Raw genomic sequence first — 21,335 nt, forward strand, 5'->3', positions numbered from 1 at the left:
AGTGTGGTGCACACTGGCAGGCATGTCCGTGCGCACCGCCCCCACGCCCTCGCGCCGACGGCTCCCGGCACCCCGCGGGCTGGTCCGCAGCCTGGCTGGGCAGCTCTTCGTCGTCCAGGTGGTCATCGTCGCCGCCGTGGTGGCGGGCGGTGCGGTGCTCGCATACCTCTTCACCGCCGACCGGGCCGAGGACGCGGCCCGTCGTCAGGTCACCACTGTCGCCCACGCCGTCGCCGACTCGCCCTCCGTGCGGGCCGCCGTCACCACGCCGGACCCGACCGCGGTGCTCCAGCCGTACGTCGAGCAGGTGCGGGTGGACACCGGCGTCTCCTTCATCACCGTCATGGACACCGAGGGCGTGCGCTGGACCCACCCGCTGCCCGAGCAGATCGGCAAGCGCTTCCTCGGACACATCGACTGGGCACTCGCGGGGGAGACCCGCAGCGAGACGTACACCGGCACGCTCGGGCCGTCCGTGCGGGTGGTGACGCCGGTGTTGGACGACCGGCACCAGGTGATCGCGCTGGTCAGCGCGGGCCTCACGGTGGAATCCATCTCCGCGCAGTTGAGCGGCCCGCTGCTCGCCCTGATCGGGGTGGCGGTGGCCGCGCTCGGGGTCGGCGGTGTGGGCACCTACCTCGCCAACTCCCGGCTGCGGCGGCACACCCACGGCATGGGGCCGGCCGAACTCAGCCACCTCTACGAATACCACCAGGCGACCCTGCGCTCGGTGCGCGAGGGGCTGGTCCTGCTGGACCGCGCGCACCGGGTGGTGCTCTGCAACGACGCGGCCCGTGAACTGCTCGGACTGGGCGGCAACTTGGAGGGCCGCCTGATCGTGGAGCTGGGGCTGCCGCAGGCGCTGGTCGCGGCCGTGCTCGGCGACGAGCCGGTCCGGGACGAGGTGCACCTGACCGCCGAGCGGGTGGTGGTGCTCAACACCTCCACCATCGGCACCGGCCTCGGCCGGGTCGTCACCCTGCGCGACCACACCGAACTCCAGTCGCTCAGTGGAGAGTTGGACTCCGTGCGGGGCTTCACCGAGGCCCTCGGGGCGCAGGCGCACGAGGCGGCCAACCGGCTGCACGCCGTCGTCTCGCTGATCGAACTCGGCCGCCACGAACAGGCGGTGGAGTTCGCCACCGCCGAGCTCGCGCTCGCCCAGCAGCTCACCGACCGGGTGGTCGCGGCGGTCGGCGAACCAGTACTGGCCGCGCTACTGCTCGGCAAGGCGGCCCAAGCGGCCGAACGGGGAGTGGAGTTGGCCCTCACCGACGACAGTCGGATCGACGACGGGCTGCTGCCGCCCGGGCTCTCCGCGCGGGACCTGATCACCGTCCTCGGCAACCTGATCGACAACGCCGTGGACGCCGCCATCGCCGGAGCCGCGCAGAGCGCGGTGCCGCCGGAGGTCACCGTCACCGTGCGGATCGATGGCGGTGGCGTGGGTGGCGTGGGTGGCGTGGGTGGCGGCGACGCGGCTCCGGGTGGCGGCGATTGCCTGCTGCTGCGCGTCGCCGACACCGGGGCGGGGATCGACCCGGCCGCCGTCGAGGACGTGTTCCGGCGCGGCTGGAGCACCAAGCAGGACGTGCGCGGGCACGGTCTCGGGCTGGCGCTGGTCTCCCAGGCCGCCCGGCGCAACGGCGGCAGCGTCGAGGTCGGGCGCGACCGGGGTGCGGTGCTCACCGTCCGGCTGCCGCTCGCTGGGCTGCCGGCACGATCCGGTGAGCGGCAGCCGGGGCAACTCGGGAGCCCGGAGCAACTTGGCCAGCCGGGCCAGCCAGGCCAGCCGGGGCAGCCGGGCCGACGGGAAGGGGTGTCGCGATGACCGAGGTGACCGCCGGGCCGGGGATCTCCGTGCTGGTCGTCGAGGACGACCCCGTGGCCGCCGCCGCGCACACCCTCTACGTCGAGCGCGAACCCGGCTTCCACGCCGCCGGGACGGTGCACAGCTGCGCCGACGCGCTGCGCTTCCTGGACCGCGCCCGCGCTGCCGGGAGGCCCGTCGACCTGACCCTGCTCGACCTCTACCTGCCGGACGGCCACGGCCTCCACCTATGCCGCTCGCTGCGTGCCGCCGGCCACACCACCGACGTCATCGCGGTGACCTCGGCCCGCGACCTGGCGATGGTGCGGCAGGCCGTGTCGGCGGGCGTGGTCCAGTACCTGCTGAAACCGTTCAGCGCCGCCGCCCTGCACGACCGCCTGGAACGCTACGCCCGCTACCGCGACAGCCTCGGGCGCACCGGCGAGGCGACCGGGCAGGACGAGGTCGACCAGGCGTTCGCCCTGCTCCGCACGCCCGAGCGCAGCAGCCTCCCCAAGGGGTTGAGCGCGCCCACCCTGGACACCGTCGCCGCCGTACTGCGCGAGACGGCGACGGGTCTGTCCGCCGCCGCCGCGGGCGTCGCCGCCGGGGTCTCCCGGATCACCGCGCGCCGCTACCTCGAACACCTCGTCGACACCGGGCGGGCGGTGCGGGAACCGCAGTACGGGAGCGTGGGGCGGCCGGAGCTCTGCTACCGGTGGAAGGGTGGCGGGGCGGCTCCGGGTCGGCGGGGGTGAGGGCCGTGACCTTTTCGCCGGTGGCTCGTTGGCAGGACCGGGGGCGGTTCACTCACTCGGGTGGTTCTGGGGGCCCATGGGGTATCCCGCCAGGTCAGGGGCGGTAAAGTTAGGCTTACCTAACTTCTTCTGGGGGTTTGCCTTGTCGCTCGCCGCCGTTCCCGCCCAGGTTCCGGCCTCCTCCTCCGGAACTGTCGGAGCCGCCGGAGCCGTCGGAGGTGTCGAATCCGCCGGTGTCGCTGGAGCCGCCGGTGCCCCGGCCTCCGGCGAGGCCATCCTGCGCCGCCAGCGCGTACGCGAGTCCGCCGCCCGTACGTACGCCCGGTCCTTCCCGATCGTCCCGGTACGGGCCCACGGCATGACCGTCGAGGGCGCCGACGGGCGGCGCTACCTGGACTGCCTCTCCGGCGCCGGGACGCTCGCCCTCGGGCACAACCACCCGGTGGTGCTGGAGGCGATCCGCCGCACCCTCGACAGCGGCGCCCCGCTGCACCTGCTCGACCTCGCCACCGCCGAGAAGGACGACTTCACCAGCGCCCTCTTCGAGAGCCTGCCCGCCGACTTCGCCGCCGGCGCCCGGATCCACTTCTGCGGGCCGGCCGGCACCGACGCCGTCGAGGCCGCGCTCAAGCTGATGCAGACCGCCACCGGCCGGTCCGGCGCGCTCGCCTTCACCGGCGCCTACCACGGCATGACCGCCGGAGCCCTGGCGCTCACCGGAAACGTCGCCGTCAAGGAACCGCTGCCGAGCGGCGGCGAGGTCGTCCGGCTGCCCTACCCGTACGGCTACCGCTGCCCGTTCGGCGTCGGCGGCGAGGCCGGCGCCGACCTCGCCGCGACCTACGTCGAACGGCTGCTCGACGACCCCTCGGGCGGGGTCGTCCCGCCCGCCGCGATGATCCTGGAAGCCGTCCAGGGCGAGGGCGGCGTCGTCCCCGCGCCCGACGGCTGGCTGCGCGAGATGCGCCGGATCACGGCCGAGCGGGGCATCCCGCTGATCGTCGACGAGGTGCAGACCGGCGTCGGGCGCACCGGGGCGATGTGGGCCGTCGAGCACAGCGGCATCGTCCCGGACGCCATGGTGCTCTCCAAAGCCATCGGCGGCAGCCTGCCGCTCGCCGTCGTCGTCTACCGGGAGGACTACGACGGCTGGCGCCCCGGCGCCCACACCGGCACCTTCCGCGGCAACACCCTCGCCATGGCCGCCGGCGCCGCCACCCTGCGCCACGTCGCCGCCCACGGGCTGGCCGAGCGCGCCGCCGTCGTCGGCGAGCGGATGACCGCCCGGCTGCGCGGGCTCGCCGCCGAACTGCCGGTGATCGGCGACGTGCGCGGGCGCGGCCTGATGCTCGGCGTCGAACTCGTCGACCCCGCCGCCGATCCGGACGCCTGCGGGGCCAGGCCGGCCGACCCGGCGCTCGCCCGCCGGGTGCGGGAGGCCTGCCTGGCACGCGGGCTGATCGTCGAGCTCGGCGGGCGCCACGACGCGGTGCTGCGACTGCTGCCGCCGCTGACCATCACCGACGAGCAGGTCGCCGCGGTGCTCGACCGGCTGGCCGACGCGATCGCGGCCGCTGCGGCCGTCGAACCCGTCGCTGCGGCGAGCGCCGCGGCTCCCGCGGCCCGGGGCGCCGAATGAGCGCGCGGCGAGGGGGCGATGGCGGTTCAGGGGAAGGCTCGGGAGGAGGCTCGGGCGCCCGAGCCGGGGCCGGTGGTGACTCCGGTGCCGAGGGCGGTTCCGGGGCCGGAGTCGGGGCCGGTTCTGGAGTTGGAGGCGGTTCGAGGGCTGGTGGCGGTTCCGATGCGGGTTCCGGCTCGGGTTCCGGTGCCGCAGCCGGACTGCCCGGCGGGCCCGCCCCGTTGGACGCCCTCGCGGGCGGCGTCGGCGGGCCTGGCGCGCTCGGACCGCTGCTGGCCACCGTCCTCGACGCGCTCGACCACGGCATCGCCCTGCGCGGCGGGCCGCTGCCCGCAGGCAGTCCGGCCGAGCTCGGTGCGCTGGTCGCCGACGGTCTGGCCGGCGCCCACGGGCCCGGCGCGCTCGCCCGCCTCACCGAACTCCTCGCCTACGGCGCCGCCGACCCCGCCGACCCGGCCTGCGCCGCCCACCTGCACTGCCCGCCGCTCGCCGTGGCCGCCGCCGCCGACCTCGTGGTCAGCGCCCTCAACCCCTCCCTGGACTCCTGGGACCAGGCCCCCGCCGCCACCGCCCTGGAGACCGCCCTCCTCGCCGAACTCGCCGCCCTCGTCGGCTACGACCCGGCCCGCGCTGCCGGCGTCCTCACCTCCGGCGGCACCGAGTCCAACCTCATGGGACTGATGCTGGCACGGGACCAGAAGCTGGACGGCATCGTCGAATTGGACGGCATCCCGGCCGGAGTCCGGCCGTGCGTCGTCGCCTCCGAGGCCGCGCACTTCTCCGTCCAGCGCGCCGCCGCCCTGCTCGGGCTCGGCGAGCGCGCCGTCACCACCGTCCCCGTCGACCGGCAACTCCGGATGGAACCAAAGGAGTTGGAGCGGACCCTGGCCGAGGCCAGCTGGGCCGGACGCACCCCGATCGCCATCGTCGCCACCGCCGGCACCACCGACACCGGCGGCATCGATCCGCTGCACGTCGCCGCCGACCTGGCCGGCCGCTACGGCGCCTGGCTGCACGTCGACGCCGCGTACGGCGGCGGCGCGCTGCTCTCCGACCGGCTCGCCCCGCTCCTCGACGGCATCGACCGCGCCGACTCCGTCTCCCTCGACTGGCACAAACTCGGCTGGCAGCCCGCCGCCGCCGGCGTCTTCCTGGTCCGCCGCACCGAGACCTACGTCTCGCTCGCCCGCCGCGCCGAGTACCTCAACCCCGTGGACGACGAGCAGGCCGGCTACCCCAGCCTGCTCGGCCGCTCGCTGCGCACCACCCGGCGGGCCGACGCCTTCAAACTCGCCGTCACCTTGCGCACCCTCGGCCGCGACGGGCTCGGCCGACTCGTCGACGCCTGCCACGAACTCGCCCGGTCGGCCGCCGAGGCCGTCCGCGCCGAACCGTCGCTCGAACTCCACGCCGAACCCGCGCTGACCGTCGTGCTGTTCCGCTACCGGCCGCCGGGCCTGACCGACGAGGCTGCCGTCGACGAACTCAACGGCAGCCTGCGCCGGTTGCTTCTGCGCACCGGGCGGGCGGTGGTCGGGCGGACCGAACTCCCGGGCGAGGGGCCGGGCCGGGTACGGCTCAAGCTCACCCTGCTCAACCCGCACGCCACGGCGGGGGAGGTCCGTGTACTGCTGCGCGAGGTGGTGGGCGCCGGGCGGAAGGCCGAGGGGGACCGGGCCGGCTAGGCGCGCGCTGCGGGGAGTCGGTCATCGCCGGTCATCGCCGGCCGACCGGCGCCCGGGCAGGCCCCGTTCGGGACCGAGGACCAGGGCGCCGATTCATGACCGCGACCGGATGACCATGGTTGCCGCGGTGGCGGTGGCGGTGGCGGTGGCGGTGGCGGTGGCGGTGGCGGTGGCGGTGGCGGTGGCGGTGGCGGTGGCGGTGGCGGCGTGGCTGTGGTTGCGGTCGGTCAGTCGCTCAGGAGTGTGGTGCGGGTGAGCTCCCAGGTCTCCGGGTCGGCGGCGACCAGCAGGCCGTTCTCGCAGCCGGGGGCCTCGGGGCGGTAGGGGGTGCCGTCCAGCCGGGCGGACACGCCGCCGGCCTCGGTGACGAGCAGGGAGCCGGGGGCGTGGTCCCAGGGGAGGGTGCGCCAGTAGAGGAGGAAGTCGAAGCGGCCCTCGACGACGTCCGGGTACTCGATTCCGGCGGCGTGCCGACCGGGGGAGACCTCGCCGAAGGCCGACTCGTTGGCCTGCAAACGCCGGCGGTGTTCCGGGTCGAGGTAGCGGCTCTTCACGGATCCGCGCAGCTTCGCGGCGTCGCGCGGTGCCGGCGGCCGGGTCAGGCGCACGCCGTCGCGCCAGGCCCCGGAGCCCAGTTCGGCACAGTAGGCGGTGGCGGTGGCGGGCTGCCAGATCCAGGAGGCGACGGTCTCTCCGCCGCGGACGAGCGAGCACATCACGGCGTACTCGGGGCGGCCTGCGACGAAGTTGGCGGTGCCGTCGACCGGGTCGACCAGCCAGGCGGCGGGCTCGTCGTGGAGGGCCTGGGCGAGTTCGGGGTCGGCGGAGACCGCCTCCTCGCCGACCACGGGGACGGGCAGCAGCTCGCGCAGGCGGCGGGCGATGATCACCTCGGCCTCGCGGTCGGCGACCGTCACGATCTCGCCGGGCGCCTTCTCCATCACCTCGCCGGCGGCCAGCGCCCGGAAGCGCGGCTCCACCACCTCGGCCGACGCCTCGGCGAGTATCGCCGCCACCTTGTCCATCAGCACGTTCGCGCTCCCTTCGCTGCCTACCACTGTCGCACGAGTGTGCGGAGGCGACCTGCGGCGACCCCTGGGGCGGGCGGGGCCCGCGGGTGGGGTCCGGCGCGCGGACGGGCGGGCGGCGGGGCTCGAACAGGGAACGGCGAACAGATAACAGATAACAGATTTCGAAATCTGTTATCTGTTATCTGTCAGCTGTTACCTGCTGCCCGCCGTCCCGGGGGTGCCTTCAGTCGCCCAGGTAGTGGAACCCCGGGCGCGGGTGCATCAGGAACTCGTGGTGCGAGATGTTCCAGGCGTACGCGCCCGCCATCGCGAACAGCACCCGGTCGGCTGCCCGCAGGCCGTCGGCGTCGGCGGCGGCCCGGGCGAGGACGTCCTTCGGGGTGCAGAGCTGGCCGGCCAGGGTGGCGCGGCCGGTGGCGACGGCGGGGCGCGGCCACGGGTGCGGCCAGGCGTCGACCGGGAGCACCTCGAAGGGCTGGGAGTGCCCCCGGGTGGCGGGGGTGCGCAGGTGGTGGGTGCCGCCACGGACCACCGCGAAGTCCTCGCCGTGGCTCTGCTTCACATCCAGCACCTCGGTCGCGTACCAGCCGCAGTGGGCGGTCAGGGCCCGGCCGGGTTCGATCCGCAGGGTCAGGCCGGGGTGGGCGTCCAGCAGCTTGGCCAGCCCTTCGCCGAAGGCCGTCCAGTCGAAGTGGTTCGCCGGGTCGTCGTAGTCCACGGCCATTCCGCCGCCGACGTTGACCTCCACCAGCGGGAAGCCGTGCCGCTCGGCCAGCGCGGCCGACCAGGCCACGATCTGCTCGGCGACGGCCAGCTGTTCCGCCGCCGCGAGCCCGCTGGCCAGATGGGCGTGCACGCCGCGCAGACGCAGCCGCCGTCCGAGCGGGCCGGTGCCGTCGCCGGTGAGCTGGCGCACGCACTCCTCGGCGCGGTCCGGGTCGAGCCCGAAGGGCGTCGGTCGCCCACCCATCGCGAGTGCCACCGCGTCGAGCGCACCGGTGGCGACCGGCAGGTTGACCCGTAGCAGCACGTCGACCACCGTGCCCGGCCGGTCCGCGAGGACGGCGTCGAGCCGGTGCAGTTCCTGCTCGCTCTCGATATGCCAGCGGTGCACCCCGGCGTCCACGGCGGCGGCGATCTCGGCGGGCGTCTTGCCAGGGCCGCCGAAGGCCAGCGGCGCGTCCGGAACGGCCGCCCGCACGTGCGCCAACTCACCTCCGCTGGAGACCTCGTAGCCGTCGACCGCGTCGCGCAGCGCGGCGAGCAGCGGCGCCTCCGGATTGGCCTTGGCGGCGTAGTACAGCTCGACCCGCGCGGGCAGCGCGGCCCGGACGGCGGCGGCGTGCGCGCGCAGCGCCGCCAGGTCGTAGACGTAGGCGGGCAGGGCATCGGACGCGAGGGCGGCGACGTGCCGGCGGACGATCTCGGTCATCGGGCGGTGCTCCCGAGGGAGAGGGGGGTAGCGGCGCGGGCGGCCTGGGCGAGGACGGATCCGGCGAGCGGCGAGGGCAGGCGGACGTAGCCGGCCTGTCGGTCGGCCTTGCGTTCCCAACGGGTGAGCAGGTTGGCCTTGGCCGGCAGCGGCACGCCCGCGAGCAGCGCCCGCAGCCGGGGCGGGCGGCCGTGGCCTGCCGCGTACCGCTCCAGGGTGTCCCGGACCGCCTGCCACAGGGCGCCCTCCAGCTCGGGGTGGCGGTCGGCGAGGGCGGCCAGCAGTTCGGCGACGTGGTTGACCAGCAGGCAGTAGACCACCCGGTCCCAGCCGCGTTCGGCGTCGTACGTCATCGGCCCGGCGACCTCGGGCGGGAGGGCGGCCAGGAGGTCGGCGTTGTGCTCGGGGACGAGCTTGGTGCCCTCCAGGTCGCGGAAGAGCACCTGGGTGGGGTGCCCGGTGGCGTCGACGCCGATGAGCACGTTCTGCAGGTGCGGCTCCAGCACCACGCCGTGGTCGAAGTAGGCGGCGAGCACGGGCGGGATGAGCAGCCCCAGATAGGCCCGCCACCAGTCCAGGGCCCGGGAGGCGTCCGAACTCCCCGCCAGTAGACGGGAGATGTGGGCGGAGCTGGTCGGGTGCTCGTCGGCGACGGCGGCGGCCAGCAGCGGGGTGACGCCGGGCCGCAGCACGCCGCCGAAGCCCTCGCGGACGATCAGGCCGAAGCCCTCGTACAGCGCCTGGTCGGGTCGGCCGTCGGCGCCGGGCAGGGCGAGGGTGCGGAACGCGGGCTCGCGCAGCATCGCCGCGTCGGGGAAGCGCCGGGCGAGGTCGGCGAGGGCGGGGGCGAGCAGCCGGGTGAGTTCGACGGCGCCGGTGAGCTCGTAAGCGGCGTTCTTGCGCAGGCAGTTGGTGATGCGCACGTTGAGGCTGAACTTGAGGAAGGCGTCCGCGCCGTGGAGGGTGCGCACCGAGGCGGTGGCGGCGAACTCCTCGCCGCGCGGCCCGAGGTCGAGGACGTCCCCGCGGTCCAGGGCGTCGCGCAACAGCGGGTGATCGCCGATGAGTTGGTACTGCCAGGGGTGGGCGGGCAGCAGGCGGTATCCGTCCGGGACGTCGCCGAGGCCGTCCAGCAGGGCGCTCGCGCTCTCGTCCAGGGACTGCTCGGTGAGCAGTTCGGTGCGGACGGCGAGGTGGCGCAGCGGGAACGCCGCACGGAACTCCGGGGCGTACCCGCGCCAGTCCCCCCGAGCGGCGGAGCGGGACTTGGGCGCCGGGTGGAAGCGGTGGCCGAACAGCAGGGCCTGCTCGGACTCCAGGTAGCGATCCGGTCCGGAGACCGGGCGGTCGGCCAGGCTCTGCCGGAGGCCGTCGTGGCTGGAGGTGACCTGGCCGAGGAACTCCTCGTTCACCGTGCCGGTGCGCAGCTCCAGTTCGTCCTGCACGTGTTCCGCCAGCTCTCGCCAGTTCAACTCCGCCCAGATGCCGCCTCGTTCGATCTCGACCGGGCCGGTGAAGCGGTGCGCGCCGAGCAGCGAGGTGCGGCGCAGGGCGATCCGCAGCAGGGCGCCGCGCCGGGGCAGGCGCAGCAGCAGGCGGCCGTCGGCCACGGCGGTCTGGTGCTCGGGGGCGGAGACCTCGCGCAGCAGGCAGTTCAGCAGGGTGTGGGCCACCGCGTCGTCGGCGGTGGGCAGTTCGTGGCTGATCGGCTCGTGGGTGATCGACTTGGGGGCGATCGGCTCGGGGGTCATCGGCGACTCCAGCGCTGGCGGAGGGACGGGAGGGAGAATGCGGTGGCCGCGACGGCGGCCAGCAGGGCGGCGGCGGTGCCGGCCACCACGGGCGCGGCGGCGCCGAACTGCCCGTTGGCCAGCGCTGCGACGGCGCCAGCGGCGACGGCGCCGCCCTTGGAGACGAGTTCGAGCGTGCCGAACATCCGCCCGGGCGCGCGCCCTTGGGCCGCTCCGGCGGCGAGCACGGCGAGGCAGACCAGGCCGAGCGTGAGCCCGGCGCCGAGCAGCAGCCGGACGGCGACGAAGACCGGGAGCGAGTACGCGACGGCGTGCCCGGCCAGGCCGAGCGCGACGAGGCCGAAGCCGAGTGCGATGCCGGTGTGCGGGCGGGCGTGGAACAGCGTGTGGACGCGTGCGGCGAACACCAGGTAGCACAGGTGCGGCAGGGCGAACAGCACGCCGGTGGTGGTGCCGGAGACGCCGGGAAGCCGTTGCTCGGCGAGCGAGATGAGATAGGGGAAGGAGATGACGGTGGCGAAGACGAAGACGAACTCGAAGACGTAGAGCGGGAGGAGCGGGGCGGCGGGTGCCCGCTCGGCGCGGCCCTCCGACGCGGGGGTGGCCGCCGGACGGTCCGGCTCGGGCAGCAGGGACAGCAGCAGCGCGGCGGCGAGCGGGAGGACGGCCATCACCAGGTACTGGCGGTGCGGGTCGATCCACGGGGACAGCGCGCCGACCAGGATCGGTGCGGCCACCAGGGCCGCCCGGGCGCTGCCTTGCATCAGGGTGAGTGCGCGGGACAGCCGCGGTCCGTCGAGGGCGGCGGCGAGGTAGCCGTTGGTGGCGGCGAAGGTGCCGCCGAGGAAGCCCTGAAGGACCAGCGCGAGGGTGAACGCGGGCAGGCTGCCGGCGGCCCCGGCCAGCAGGAAGGAGACGGTGAGCCCGAGTTGGGCGCGCAGCAGCAGCCGCTTGCGGCCGAAGCGGTCGGCGAGCCGGCCCCACAGCGGTGCGCCGAGCGCGCTGAAGACCGTCGGGACGATGTAGAGCACGCCGGCCCACCGGGCCTGCGGATCGCCGAGCGTGGGCAGGATCGCGGTCAGGTACGGCGGCAGGCCCAGCGCGGCGAAGGAGGCGACGAAGTAGCAGGCGGCGACGGCGTGCACCTGGCGGCGGCCGAGTCCGCCGGAGTGGTCGGTCCCGTGGCCGGACCGCTGCGAAACGGTCTCCACACTCACCGGGTGATCCCGTCCGCCAGCAGGTAGTTGGGGCCGCTGGTGTAGTGCTTGTTGATGTCGGCGGCGCCCGAGCGCTGCTTGCTGAGCAGGGTCCCGGCGCTGACCATGGCCTTGACCGGCAGGCGTTCGGCCTCCAGCAGGTCCGTCCGCAGCGGCTCACCGGCCGGTCCGATCCGGTCCACCGCTTCGGCCAGGCGCTTTCGCAACAGTGTGAGCACGTCGGTGAGTTCGGCGCGACGGTGCTCGGCGAGGCCGAACGCGAGCGCGCCGGTGCACAGGTGGCCGGTGATGGTGGTGAACAGGTCGGTGAGCGCCCGGTCGTCGTCGCCGAAGATCCGGGCGTCGTCGAAGTCGGCCCGGGTCGGGGCGAGTTCGCCGAGGCGGGCGGTCATCCGGGCGGTGTGCACGCGCGGGCCGTCGTCGTCCTTGTAGAGCAGGCGCAGTCCGTCGCCGTCGAGCACCAGGGAGGTGTTCTGCTGGTGCGACTCCAGTGCTATGCCGTAGTCGAACAGCGTGGTCTGCCAGTCCAGCAGCAGTTCCAGCAGGGAGTCGTAGAAGGCGAGTTGGTCGCCGTCGTGGAAGCGGTCGACGAGGTGGTCGAGCACCAGGCGGCCCCCGGGCGCGGGGGCCAGCAGGGCGGCCAGCGGGACGGTGACGGCCCGCTCCAGCCCGGCGGGGTAGCGGCGCAGCAGGACGGCCAGCAGTTCGTGACCGGCGTGCGCCCAGGTCTGCTCGTCGGCGTGCAGGACGCGGCCGGCGAAGCGCGGCTCGCGGGCCAGCACGGCCTCGATCAGGCGCTGGCCGGCGGCGCCGTCGAGCAGCGTGCCGGGCTTGATGGTGCGGCGGTTGAGCCGGCCCAGTGTGGCGGTGGCGAGCGGGAGTTTGAGGTGGCAGGCGGGGTCGTCGGCGACGGCGACGGTGCGCATGGAGAGCGTCGGCACGACGGTCAGGTAGGGCCGTTCGGCGAGCACCGCGCGGTCGGCCAGGCCGGCCGCCTCCAGTGCCTCGTCCAGCGGGGCGCCGACGGTGAGGGGGTGGACCGGCAGGGTGGTCCAGCCGTCGCCGGGGCAGGCGTCCGCAAGGCCCAGCCAGGCCGGAGTGGGCCACCAGCTCGGGAGCGGGCGCCGGCCGTGGGTGGTGAGGGCGTCGGTCGGGACGGCCAGCCAGCGCAGCTCGAACGCGGGGTGGAACTCCGGTGCGTAGGAGCTCAGCTGGTGTTCGGTGAGGCCGGATCGGCCGCGCGCGGTCGGGTAGACGGGGTGGTCGAGGTAGGCGGCCAGGGTGTCGTGGCCGAGGGCGGCGGCCAGACCGGTCCAGTCGGCCGGGTCCTCGCCGTACAGGTCGGTGAGCCGGGTGTGCACCTCGGGCCGCGCGCGCTCGTGCAGTTCCATGGTCGCGAGGGTCTGGCGGCACTCCTCGGCGAAAGCGTCCCAGCCGGGCCGGTCCTCGGCCTCGGCCAGGCCGGCCAGGGCTGCCACGATGACGTCCAGGCCGGTGAGCCGGCGCCCGGCCAGCTCCAGTAGGGGCAGCCGGGCGGCGTACTCGCACTGGAACCCCTCGACGGCGACGGGCAGGGCGAGTTCGGCGTCCGCGACGGTGAACCAGGCGCCGTCCGCGCGGTCCTCCACGGCGCCGCGGGTGCGCAGGCCGAGGACGTCCTCGCGCAGCAGGGCGGAGAGCACCCGCAGGGTGAGCTGCTCGTCGGCGGTCACGGGGTGATCTCCCAGCGGTTGGCGGCGCGGAACCGGGCGACGGCGGCGTCCACGGCTTCCTGGTCGGCGCCGATGGCCCACATCACGCCCAGGTAGTCGCGGTTGGTGCGGTAGTGCTCGTGCCGCTCGCCGAGCGGGCGCAGCGGGCGGTAGGCGAGCCGGACGCCGTCGCGCTCCTCGTCGTACGGCCCGGGGGCGGCGGTGAGGAGGCCGGCGCGGTCGGCGCAGACCACCTCGTTGCGGGCCCGGCGCGGGGTCGCGGCGCACTGCGCGCCGAGGTCCGCGGGGAGTTCCCGGCCGAGGTGGGCGGCGAGGATGTGCTCGAAGAGCGGGACGCCGAGGATCTCGGCGAGCATCAGGTCGCACTGGTCGCCGATGGCGCGGTAGTTGACCTCGATGATCCGGGCGCGGCCGTCGGGCTGCACGACGAACTCGGTGTGGCAGGCGCCGAGTCCGATCCCGAGCGCGTCGAGTTGGGCGAGCACCTGCGCGACCACCCCGCCGGGGTGCGCGGGGACGAACTCCAGCACCTCCTCGATGAAGTCCGGCGGCGGGGAGAGCTGCGTGCGGAAGCCGCCGAGGACGTGCCGGCGGCGGCCGTCGCCGAGCGTCTCCAGGGTGCACAGCCGGCCGTCCAGGAACTCCTCGACGACCAGCGTCGCGCCGGCCCGGCGGTGCTGGATCTCCCGGCAGCGGAGGGCGAGTTCGGCGGCGTCGGCGACCAGTGTGACGTCCTCGCTGGCCACTCCCTCACGAGGTTTGACCACGCACGGGAACGGCGGCTCCAGCTCGGCCGGGTCCTGCCCGGGGGCCAACTCGGCGGACCAGACGGCGTCCTGGCCGGTCAGGGCGAGGTGGCGGCGCAGCTGGCCCTTGTCCTTGGCCCGCAGTGCGGCCTTCCAGTCCTTGGCGGGGAGGCCGAAGTACTCGGCGGCCAGGGCGGTCTGGGTCTGCAGGTGGTCGCTGTTGCTGAACACCGCGTCGGGCGCGTGGTGGCGGGAGACCAGGCTGATCACGGCGCGGAAGTCCCGGACGTCGCACTCCAGCACCGCGGGTGCGGTGAACGGGAGGTCGGCGTAGGCCTTCTCGTGGGGTTCGGCGTGGTCGGTCAGGACGGTGACGTCGAGCCCGAGCCGGGCGGCGGCGGGCAGGAAGCCGGCGGTGACCGAGTCGGTGGGGTTGAGGGCGAGCAGGTAGAGCCGCATGGGGTGGTGGTCCTTGAGGGTGGTGGCGGACGGGAGTGACGGCGGGCGGTGGCGGTGGCGGCCACAGCGGCAGCCGCCTCCGCCCGCCGTCGTCCGTCGGCGGTTACTTGGGCGCGTCCACGCCCGCGGCCTTGGCGATGTCGCCGAGCATGGCGTCGGCGGCCTGGACGCCGATGCCGGACATCCAGGTCTCGTCCGGGACGTTGAAGACCTTGCTGTTCTTGACGGCGTTCAGGCCCTGCCAGACCGGGGTCTGCTGGACCTCGCTCTCCTTGGTCTTGGACGGGTCGTCGGCGGTGGTGACGAACACCAGGTCGGCGTCGGCCTGGTTGATCTGCTCGGCGCTCACCTCGACGATGTTCTTGTCGACGTCCTGGGCGGCCGGGCGGGCCAGGCCGACGTCCTTGAGCACCACGCCGCTGTAGGAGGCCTTGGCGTAGAGGCGGGTCGGTCCGGCCACGAAGCGGACCACCGAGGCGGTCGGCATGGTGCCGCCGTTCTTCGCCTTGATCGCCTCACCGAGCTTGGCGGCCCGCGCCTCGTAGTCGGCGAGCGCCTTCTTGGCCTCGTCCTCCTTGCCGAGCGCCTGCGCGTAGAGGGCGAGGTTCTCCTTCCACGGGGACCCGGTGGTCTCGGCGAGCACGGTCGGCGCGATCGCGTTCAGCTGGTCGTAGACCTTGGCGTGGCGGACCTTGGAGGAGAGGATCAGGTCGGGCTTCAGGGAGGCGATCAGTTCCAGGTTCGGCTCGTTCATCGGGCCGACGTCCTTGGTGTCCTTGATCTTGTCCTTGAGGTAGTTCGGGAACCCGCCCTCGGTCTTCATGTGCGGCGACACCGCGCCGACCGGCGTGATGCCGAGCAGCGTGACGTCGTCCAGCTCGCCGCTGTCCAGCACCACGACGCGCTTGGGCTGGGCCTTGATCTGGGCCGTTCCGGCGGCGTGGGTGACGGTGCGCGGGAAGCCGGCGGAGGCGCCGGCGCTCGCGGAGGAGGCGTCCCCGCTCTGCTTGGTCCCGCCGTCGCTGCCGCAGGCGGCGAGCAGCGTGGTGGACAGGGCGACGGCGAGGACGGCGACGGGGAGGCGGCGGTTCATGGGGGTCCTTGGATCGGGTCGAGCGGGCGTCGGGTTGCGGAGCGTCGAGGGTGAGGAGCGTCGGGGGTGACGAACGGGGGCAGTGGTCAGCGGTCGGCGGCGCGCGGCCGGGTCCGCGCCCGGGGGACGACCAGCGGCGTGCCGGTCTCCGGGTCGGGCACCACCCGGCACGGCACCTGGAACACGGCCTCGACCAGGTCGGCGGTGAGGACCTCGGCGGGCGGTCCGGCGGCGGCGAGCCGCCCGTCCTTGAGCACCACCAGGTGGTCGGCGTACCGGGCGGCCTGCCCGAGGTCGTGCAGCACCATGACGACGGTGCGTCCGGCCTCGGCGTGCAGGTCGGCGACCAGGTCGAGGACGTCGAGCTGGTGGCGCAGGTCGAGGAAGGTGGTCGGCTCGTCGAGCAGCAGCAGCTCGGTGTCCTGGGCGAGTGCGAGCGCGATCCAGGCGCGTTGGCGCTGCCCGCCGGAGAGCCGGTCGACCTGCTGCTCGCGCAGTTCGGCGGTGCCGGTCCGGGCGAGGGCGTCCTCGACGGCGGCCTGGTCGGTCTTGGACCACGGGCTGAGCATCCGCTGGTGCGGGTACCGGCCGAGCCGTACCAGCGCCTCGACGGTGATCGCCTCGGGGGTGACCGGCTGCTGCGGCAGCAGGCCCATCCGCTTGGCGAGGGCCCGGGCGGACATCCGGTGGATGTCGGAGCCGTCCAGGGTGACGGTGCCGGCGGCGGGGTCGAGCAGCCGGACCAGTCCGCGCAGCAGGGTCGACTTGCCGCAGGCGTTGGGCCCGACGATGGCGGTGACGGCGCCGCCGGGCAGTTCGAGGTCGAGCCCGTCGACGATCGTGCGGTCGCCGTAGCGCAGGTCGAGGCCGTGCGCGGCGAGCCGGTTGGCGGTGGTGGTGACGGACTCGACGGTCGTCGTGGGCGTCATCAGTTGCTCCTCTGGGGAGGCCGGCCCTGGCGGATCATCAGCGCCAGGAGCCAGGGCGCGCCGAGCGTGGCGGTGACGGCACCGACCGGCAGGCCGTGGACGGGGATCACGTGGAGCACGAGGAGGTCGGCGGACAGCAGCAGGACGGCGCCGGTGAGCGCGGTGAGTCCGAGCGTGCCGAGGGTGGGCGGCCCGGCGAGCAGCCGGACCAGGTGCGGTACGGCGAGCGCGACGAACGCGACCGGGCCGGTGAGGGCGGCGGCCAGCGAGGCGAGGGTGATGCCGAGCAGCAGCAGCCAGAGCCGGTCCCGGCCGGGGTTGAGGCCGAGGCCGCCGGCCGAGTCGTCGCCGAGGTCGAGGACCGCGATCCGCCGCTGGCAGAGCAGCACGGCCAGGGCGGTCAGCGCGATGGCGGTGCCGCCGATCCACACCTCGGTCCAGTTGCGGCCGTAGAGCGAGCCGGTGGTCCACTGCATCGCGGAGGAGGCCAGCTCGGCCGGGAACCGTACGATCATCAGGTTCACGGCGGCGGCGAGGCCCTGCTGCACCGCCAGGCCGACCAGCACCAGCCGGGTGACGGCCATCTTCGACCGCCAGGCGAGGCCGCCGAGCAGCAGCGCCGCCAGCAGTCCGCCGCCGAGCGCGGCCAGCGGGATCAGCTGCTGGGAGGCGCCGGTGGCGAGCATCAGCACCGCGCCGAAGGACGCGCCGCCGGTGACACCGATGGTGTCGGGGGAGGCCAGCGGGTTGCGGAAGAGCCGCTGGAGCATCGAGCCGGCCATCGCCAGCCCGGCCCCGGCGATCAGCGCCGACACCACCCTGGGCGCCCGGAACTGCTGCACCACCAGGACGTTTCCGGGTTCGCCCTGCCCGACCAGGGCGCGCAGCGCGTCCCATCCGGACAGGCTCACCTGTCCGGTGCCGAGCGCGACGCCCGTCAGCACCACCAGGACGACGGCGGCCAGCGCCGACCACACGGCGGTGCGGGCCCGGCGGCGGGCGAGCGTGCCGACGGGTACGGCGAGCGCGGTCACCGGGCCACCTTCCGGGCCAGTACGGCGAGAAGCGGCGCGCCGAGGAAGGCGGTCACGATGCCGACCTCGATCTCGGAGGGGCGCACCACGAGCCGTCCGAGCACGTCGGCGGCGAGCAGCAGCAGCGGACCGGCGATCAGGCAGCCCGGCAGCAGCCAGCGGTGGTCGTTGCCGAGCAGCGGGCGGACCAGGTGCGGCGCGGCCAGTCCGATGAACGCCACCGGCCCGGCGACGGCCACCGCACTGCCCGCGAGCAGGACAACGGCCAGCCCTCCGGCCAGTCGGATCCGGGCCACCGGCACGCCGAGCGACTGGGCGGTCTCGTCGCCGAGGGCCAGCGCGTTGAGGGCGGGCGAGATCGCGAACGCGCCCAGCAGGCCGAGCACCAGGAACGGCAGCACGGGGGTGAGGGTGTCCAGCTGCCGCCCGCCGATCGAGCCGGCCAACCAGAACCGGGCCTCGTCCAGGGTGCGGTGACTGGCCAGCATCAGCGCGGAGGTCCAGGAGGTGAGCACCACGGTGAGCACGGTGCCGCCGAGCGCGAGCCGGACCGGGTCGAGGTCGCCGCCGCGCCGGGACATCGCGTACGCGGCGACCGCGGCGACGGCCGCCCCGGCGAAGGCGAACCAGACGTACTCGACGGGCCGGGTGAGGTCCAGCGCGTAGATCGCGGCGACCACGGCGAGACTCGCGCCGGCGTTGACGCCGAGGGTGACCGGGGAGGCGAGCGGGTTGCGGGTGACGCCCTGGGCGACCGCCCCGGCGACGCCGAGCGCGGCCCCGACGGCCAGTCCGATCACCGTTCGCGGCAGGCGAAGGCCCGTCACCACATCGGCGTCGCCGCCGTGGGCGGCCCCGGTGAGCGCGTCGGCCACGGTGGACAGCGGGATGGATCGGGAGCCGAGCGCGAGGCTCAGCGCGGCACACAGCACGAGCGCGCCCACACCGGCGACCAGCAGCAGGGGCCGCTGGACCGCAGACGATCGAGGCGTCGCCGGGGCCGTGGTGGCCGGCGGGTCGGTTCTCAACACGAGTCGACATCTTAGGTTAGGTTTGCCTAAGTTCGTCAATCTCGGGTCGCCTGGTCCGATGTCGGGCCGTTCGCCGCGGCGTCACCCCGCCCAGGTGTCGCGGGTGTCGCGCCGCCCAGCCCGGCCCCGGGTGGTGCACTTCCTGGGGCATTGTAAGGTGAGCCTCACCTTATTCGATCATGCGGAGTCGATCCACGGAGCGCCGATGATCCCCGGAACACCCCTGCCCGTCGCGCCGACGTCCACCCTGCCCGGCGACTACCGGCGCCTGCGCGAACTCTGCCCGGTGCTGGAGCTGCGCCTGCTCGGCGCCGAAGAGCCCGACCCCCGTGCCGCCGACGGCTGGTACTCGGGGGCCGAACTCGCCGCCGACGAACGGGCCCTGGCCGCCGTTCTGGCCGGCGAGGAGGAGCGCATCGCCGCCGAGCACGGCCGCGCCCCCCGCCCGCACGTCACCGCCTCCAGACTGCTGCACCACTACGTCTGGTCCGCGTGCCTGCTCATCGCGGGCCCCTGGCACCTCGCCCGGAAAGTACCCCTCGTCGACCCCGCCGACCTCTGGCTGCACGCCCCCACCGGGGACCTCGCGCTGCGCCCGCGCGGCCACGTCACCCTCCCCGGCGACGACGAACTCCGCGCCGAACTGCGGGCCGCCGTGGTCGCCCACGTGGAGCCGGTACTCGCTGCCTTCGCCGCCCCCAGCCGGCGCCGCGACCGCGCGCTCTGGGGCATGGTGACGGACGACCTCGCCTCCGCCGTCTGGTACCTCGGCCGGATGCTCGGCGAGGAGGACGCCGCCGTCGTCGCCGCCGGGGCGGTGCTGCCCGGCGGCACCCTCCCGCTGCCCGGCGCCGCCGACTTCCGCCGCCTGCACACCCCCGACGGGCGCGGCCACCACACCCGTACCCGGCTCGGCTGCTGCCTCTACTACGCCGTCAAGCCCGAGGCCGCCGCATGCCTGACCTGCCCGCGCACCGGCGACGAGGAACGGCTGCGCCGGTTCTGAGGGGTCCGTCCGCGGATCGCCGTCGGGGATCCGCGGACGGGATTGTGTGGGGGAACCGTCGGGGACGGTTCGTTGTCAGTGGTATCGGCTAGGGTCGCGGCCATGATCGATTCGACGACGCGGGTTCGCATCGCCCGGCCCTCGCGCGACCTCGCGGCGGCCGAGCGCTTCTACGTCGGCGGCCTCGGCCTCGACGTGCTGTGGCGCACCACCGAGCGGGTGTCCGGCGAGCACGACCTGCTGATGGTCGGTCCGCCCGGCGGAGCCTGGCACTTCGAACTCACCCACGACCCGGAGAACCCGCTGGAGCCCACCCCGACGGTCGACGACCTGTTCGTCGTCTACCTCGGTGCGCCGGTGGACGACGCCCTGGTCGCCCGGCTGGAGGCCGCCGGCGGCACCCCGGTCCGGGCCCACAACCCCTACTGGGAGGAGTTCGGCGTGACGATATCCGACCCGGACGGCTACCGGCTGGTGCTCTGCTCCCGTGGCTGGGGAGCCTGACCGCCTGTCCGACCCCGTTCGGTCTCGCCGCCCGCCCCGTCCCTGCCGCGCAGCACCGCCACGCCCCGGTCCAGGTCCACGCCGAAGTGCGGCGGCGCTCCGACCTGGGCGTCGTCCCGCAGCGTCAGCTGTTCCCGCCGTTGTTCGACCTGCACCCGCTTGCCCGGGCTGAACAGCGCCTGCAACTCCTCCAGCCCGCCGCCCAGGCCAATCCCGGTGCTCCCGCCGCCGCGCCGCCAACGCCCCGACGACTCGCCCCGGATCTGCCACGCGATCAGGAGCATCAGCCCGATCACCGCCGCCGCCACGCACGCCACGTCTACGATCACACCCATGTACGCCCAACGCCGGTCGGCCGCACCCGTGTTCCCCGAGGGCGCCGCGCCGGTGGCGGCGTCCACCCGCTACCCTGCCGCGCGAACCGAAGGAGACCCCTCACCATGACCGTGCGCGGAACCACCGTGGACATCCCGACGGCGGACGGCACCGCCGATGCCTACCTCGCCCGTCCCGACGACGGGCGGGCCCACCCCGGCGTCATCCTCTATATGGATGCCTTCGGGCTCCGACCCCAGCTGAAGGACATGGCCGACCGGCTCGCCCGGGCCGGGTACGCCGTGCTGGTCCCCAACGCCTACTACCGGAACGGCCGCGCGCCGGTCGTCGAACTGCCGCCGCTGATCGACCTGGAGAAGGACCCGGCGATCTTCAAGCAGATCGGCCCGCTGCTCGCCACCCTCACCCCCGAGGTGACCGCCCGCGACGCGGACGCCTACCTGCGCTGGCTCGCCGATTCCCCGCTCGTCGAGGACGGCCCGGTCGGCCTCACCGGCTACTGCCGCGGCGCGGTGCTCGCCCTGCGGACGGCCGCCAGCCACCCCGACCGGATCGCGGCCATGGCCGGTTTCCACGGCGGCAGCCTCGCCACCGAGGCGCCGGACAGTCCGCACCTGGGCGCCTCCCGGATCACCGCCGAGGTGTACTTCGGCCACGCCGACGAGGATCCGTCCATGCCCGCCGAGCAGATCGAACGGCTCGCCGGGGCCCTCGCCGCCGCCGGTGTCCGCCACCGGGAGGAGGTCTACCAGGGTGCCCCGCACGGCTACACCCAGGCCGACACCACCCGCTACGACGCCGTCGCCGACGCGCGCCACTGGGAGGCGCTGCTCGACCTGTTCAAGCGGACCCTGTCGGCCTGAGCCGCCGGAGGGCCGGGGCGGCCAGCGACGCCGCCCCGGCCTGGGCCGTGCGGGCGCGGGCCGGTGACGGCCTCACGCCACAGCGCCTCCTCTTCGTCCTCCGGTCACACAACGGACGCGAGGTGTTCGGGTTTGCGTGGAGCCGGGCCGTCATGGTCTGGTGCCTGACAGCGAGTCCGGGCCCGGCCGGGGGCCGACCCGCCGGGCGTCGGGGAGGCACCCGGGACTCGTGGCAGTGGTGAGCAACGAACCCGCGTCACCCGGTACCACAGGCCGGGACCGGGCGGACGGATCCAGGG

19 protein-coding genes are annotated in these 21,335 nt (G+C 74.6%); 8 read left to right on the forward strand and 11 right to left on the reverse strand.

What is annotated here, in order from left to right; translation table 11 throughout:
• Positions 1 to 22 precede the first annotated feature (22 nt).
• The 5 genes from ACIOGZ_RS01150 (at position 23) to ACIOGZ_RS01170 (ending at position 6,148) form a co-directional block, all read left to right on the forward strand.
• Positions 23 to 1,831 carry an ATP-binding protein gene (locus tag ACIOGZ_RS01150; protein ID WP_400984293.1) on the forward strand — a complete coding sequence of 603 codons (1,809 nt, stop codon included), beginning with the start codon at positions 23 to 25 and terminating at the stop codon, positions 1,829 to 1,831.
• Complete coding sequence (locus tag ACIOGZ_RS01155) at positions 1,828 to 2,568, forward strand: response regulator (protein ID WP_363579387.1); 741 nt, start codon at positions 1,828 to 1,830, stop codon at positions 2,566 to 2,568. The genes ACIOGZ_RS01150 and ACIOGZ_RS01155 overlap by 4 nt, the downstream gene beginning before the upstream one ends.
• A gap of 142 nt (positions 2,569 to 2,710) precedes the next feature.
• The gene (locus ACIOGZ_RS01160) at positions 2,711 to 4,207 is read left to right on the forward strand and encodes a diaminobutyrate--2-oxoglutarate transaminase (protein WP_400804892.1); all 1,497 of its coding nucleotides are present in this window, start codon (positions 2,711 to 2,713) and stop codon (positions 4,205 to 4,207) included.
• A gap of 221 nt (positions 4,208 to 4,428) precedes the next feature.
• On the forward strand, positions 4,429 to 5,892 hold the full coding sequence (locus ACIOGZ_RS01165; protein WP_400984296.1) for a pyridoxal phosphate-dependent decarboxylase family protein: 1,464 nt from the start codon (positions 4,429 to 4,431) through the stop codon (positions 5,890 to 5,892).
• A 109-nt stretch (positions 5,893 to 6,001) separates the two neighbouring features.
• A complete protein-coding gene (locus ACIOGZ_RS01170; RefSeq protein ID WP_400984298.1) occupies positions 6,002 to 6,148 on the forward strand; it encodes a hypothetical protein in 147 nt (48 codons plus the stop codon).
• Here the strand turns inward: ACIOGZ_RS01170 and ACIOGZ_RS01175 are convergent.
• The 10 genes from ACIOGZ_RS01175 to ACIOGZ_RS01220 all read right to left on the reverse strand — a co-directional run bounded on the left by ACIOGZ_RS01175 (position 6,120) and on the right by ACIOGZ_RS01220 (position 18,258).
• Positions 6,120 to 6,917: an inositol monophosphatase family protein gene (locus ACIOGZ_RS01175; protein ID WP_400805280.1), complete on the reverse strand. Its 798-nt coding sequence runs from the start codon at positions 6,915 to 6,917 to the stop codon at positions 6,120 to 6,122. The genes ACIOGZ_RS01170 and ACIOGZ_RS01175 overlap by 29 nt on opposite strands.
• 229 nt (positions 6,918 to 7,146) lie before the next feature.
• Positions 7,147 to 8,355, reverse strand: a complete 1,209-nt coding sequence (locus ACIOGZ_RS01180; protein WP_400984301.1) for a type III PLP-dependent enzyme — start codon at positions 8,353 to 8,355, stop codon at positions 7,147 to 7,149.
• Positions 8,352 to 10,106, reverse strand: coding sequence for an IucA/IucC family protein (locus ACIOGZ_RS01185; RefSeq protein ID WP_400984303.1), 1,755 nt, complete (start codon positions 10,104 to 10,106; stop codon positions 8,352 to 8,354). The genes ACIOGZ_RS01180 and ACIOGZ_RS01185 overlap by 4 nt, the downstream gene beginning before the upstream one ends.
• The gene (locus tag ACIOGZ_RS01190) at positions 10,103 to 11,323 is read right to left on the reverse strand and encodes an MFS transporter (RefSeq protein WP_400984306.1); all 1,221 of its coding nucleotides are present in this window, start codon (positions 11,321 to 11,323) and stop codon (positions 10,103 to 10,105) included. Before ACIOGZ_RS01190 ends, ACIOGZ_RS01185 begins: the two co-directional genes overlap by 4 nt.
• The gene (locus ACIOGZ_RS01195) at positions 11,320 to 13,035 is read right to left on the reverse strand and encodes an IucA/IucC family protein (protein ID WP_400984309.1); all 1,716 of its coding nucleotides are present in this window, start codon (positions 13,033 to 13,035) and stop codon (positions 11,320 to 11,322) included. Before ACIOGZ_RS01195 ends, ACIOGZ_RS01190 begins: the two co-directional genes overlap by 4 nt.
• Positions 13,032 to 14,240, reverse strand: a complete 1,209-nt coding sequence (locus tag ACIOGZ_RS01200) for an acetyl-CoA carboxylase biotin carboxylase subunit family protein (protein ID WP_400984312.1) — start codon at positions 14,238 to 14,240, stop codon at positions 13,032 to 13,034. The genes ACIOGZ_RS01195 and ACIOGZ_RS01200 overlap by 4 nt, the downstream gene beginning before the upstream one ends.
• 103 nt (positions 14,241 to 14,343) lie before the next feature.
• Positions 14,344 to 15,333, reverse strand: coding sequence for an ABC transporter substrate-binding protein (locus ACIOGZ_RS01205; protein WP_400984315.1), 990 nt, complete (start codon positions 15,331 to 15,333; stop codon positions 14,344 to 14,346).
• A gap of 86 nt (positions 15,334 to 15,419) precedes the next feature.
• On the reverse strand, positions 15,420 to 16,262 hold the full coding sequence (locus ACIOGZ_RS01210; protein WP_363579374.1) for an ABC transporter ATP-binding protein: 843 nt from the start codon (positions 16,260 to 16,262) through the stop codon (positions 15,420 to 15,422).
• Entirely contained in the window at positions 16,262 to 17,296 is a 1,035-nt protein-coding gene (locus tag ACIOGZ_RS01215) for a FecCD family ABC transporter permease (RefSeq protein ID WP_400804917.1), read from the reverse strand. Before ACIOGZ_RS01215 ends, ACIOGZ_RS01210 begins: the two co-directional genes overlap by 1 nt.
• Entirely contained in the window at positions 17,293 to 18,258 is a 966-nt protein-coding gene (locus ACIOGZ_RS01220) for an iron ABC transporter permease (protein WP_363579658.1), read from the reverse strand. Before ACIOGZ_RS01220 ends, ACIOGZ_RS01215 begins: the two co-directional genes overlap by 4 nt.
• A 274-nt stretch (positions 18,259 to 18,532) precedes the next feature.
• Here ACIOGZ_RS01220 and ACIOGZ_RS01225 point away from each other — a divergent pair, with 274 nt between their 5' ends.
• Together ACIOGZ_RS01225 and ACIOGZ_RS01230 are read left to right on the forward strand one after the other, a co-directional pair.
• Positions 18,533 to 19,333 (forward strand): (2Fe-2S)-binding protein, encoded by an 801-nt coding sequence (locus tag ACIOGZ_RS01225; protein WP_400984319.1) that lies wholly within the window; start codon positions 18,533 to 18,535, stop codon positions 19,331 to 19,333.
• Between the two features lie 102 nt (positions 19,334 to 19,435).
• Positions 19,436 to 19,837 carry a VOC family protein gene (locus ACIOGZ_RS01230; protein ID WP_363579370.1) on the forward strand — a complete coding sequence of 134 codons (402 nt, stop codon included), beginning with the start codon at positions 19,436 to 19,438 and terminating at the stop codon, positions 19,835 to 19,837.
• Here the strand turns inward: ACIOGZ_RS01230 and ACIOGZ_RS01235 are convergent.
• Positions 19,798 to 20,172, reverse strand: coding sequence for a DUF6191 domain-containing protein (locus ACIOGZ_RS01235; protein ID WP_400984321.1), 375 nt, complete (start codon positions 20,170 to 20,172; stop codon positions 19,798 to 19,800). The two genes, ACIOGZ_RS01230 and ACIOGZ_RS01235, sit on opposite strands and share 40 nt — an antisense overlap.
• Before the next feature lie 105 nt (positions 20,173 to 20,277).
• Between ACIOGZ_RS01235 and ACIOGZ_RS01240 the strand changes: the two genes are divergently transcribed.
• Positions 20,278 to 21,036 carry a dienelactone hydrolase family protein gene (locus tag ACIOGZ_RS01240; protein WP_363579366.1) on the forward strand — a complete coding sequence of 253 codons (759 nt, stop codon included), beginning with the start codon at positions 20,278 to 20,280 and terminating at the stop codon, positions 21,034 to 21,036.
• Positions 21,037 to 21,335: the final 299 nt, after the last annotated feature.

This window comes from Kitasatospora sp. NPDC088160, assembly GCF_044741445.1.
GTDB lineage: Bacteria > Actinomycetota > Actinomycetes > Streptomycetales > Streptomycetaceae > Kitasatospora.

Coding starts and splice junctions, on each gene's coding strand:
- ACIOGZ_RS01150 (WP_400984293.1), top strand. CDS start 23: ATGTCCGTGCGCACCGCCCCCACGCCCTCGCGCCGACGGCTCCCGGCA.
- ACIOGZ_RS01155 (WP_363579387.1), top strand. CDS start 1,828: ATGACCGAGGTGACCGCCGGGCCGGGGATCTCCGTGCTGGTCGTCGAG.
- ACIOGZ_RS01170 (WP_400984298.1), top strand. CDS start 6,002: ATGACCATGGTTGCCGCGGTGGCGGTGGCGGTGGCGGTGGCGGTGGCG.
- ACIOGZ_RS01175 (WP_400805280.1), bottom strand. CDS start 6,917: ATGGACAAGGTGGCGGCGATACTCGCCGAGGCGTCGGCCGAGGTGGTG.
- ACIOGZ_RS01180 (WP_400984301.1), bottom strand. CDS start 8,355: ATGACCGAGATCGTCCGCCGGCACGTCGCCGCCCTCGCGTCCGATGCC.
- ACIOGZ_RS01185 (WP_400984303.1), bottom strand. CDS start 10,106: ATGACCCCCGAGCCGATCGCCCCCAAGTCGATCACCCACGAGCCGATC.
- ACIOGZ_RS01200 (WP_400984312.1), bottom strand. CDS start 14,240: ATGCGGCTCTACCTGCTCGCCCTCAACCCCACCGACTCGGTCACCGCC.
- ACIOGZ_RS01205 (WP_400984315.1), bottom strand. CDS start 15,333: ATGAACCGCCGCCTCCCCGTCGCCGTCCTCGCCGTCGCCCTGTCCACC.
- ACIOGZ_RS01210 (WP_363579374.1), bottom strand. CDS start 16,262: ATGACGCCCACGACGACCGTCGAGTCCGTCACCACCACCGCCAACCGG.
- ACIOGZ_RS01225 (WP_400984319.1), top strand. CDS start 18,533: ATGATCCCCGGAACACCCCTGCCCGTCGCGCCGACGTCCACCCTGCCC.
- ACIOGZ_RS01230 (WP_363579370.1), top strand. CDS start 19,436: ATGATCGATTCGACGACGCGGGTTCGCATCGCCCGGCCCTCGCGCGAC.
- ACIOGZ_RS01235 (WP_400984321.1), bottom strand. CDS start 20,172: ATGGGTGTGATCGTAGACGTGGCGTGCGTGGCGGCGGCGGTGATCGGG.
- ACIOGZ_RS01240 (WP_363579366.1), top strand. CDS start 20,278: ATGACCGTGCGCGGAACCACCGTGGACATCCCGACGGCGGACGGCACC.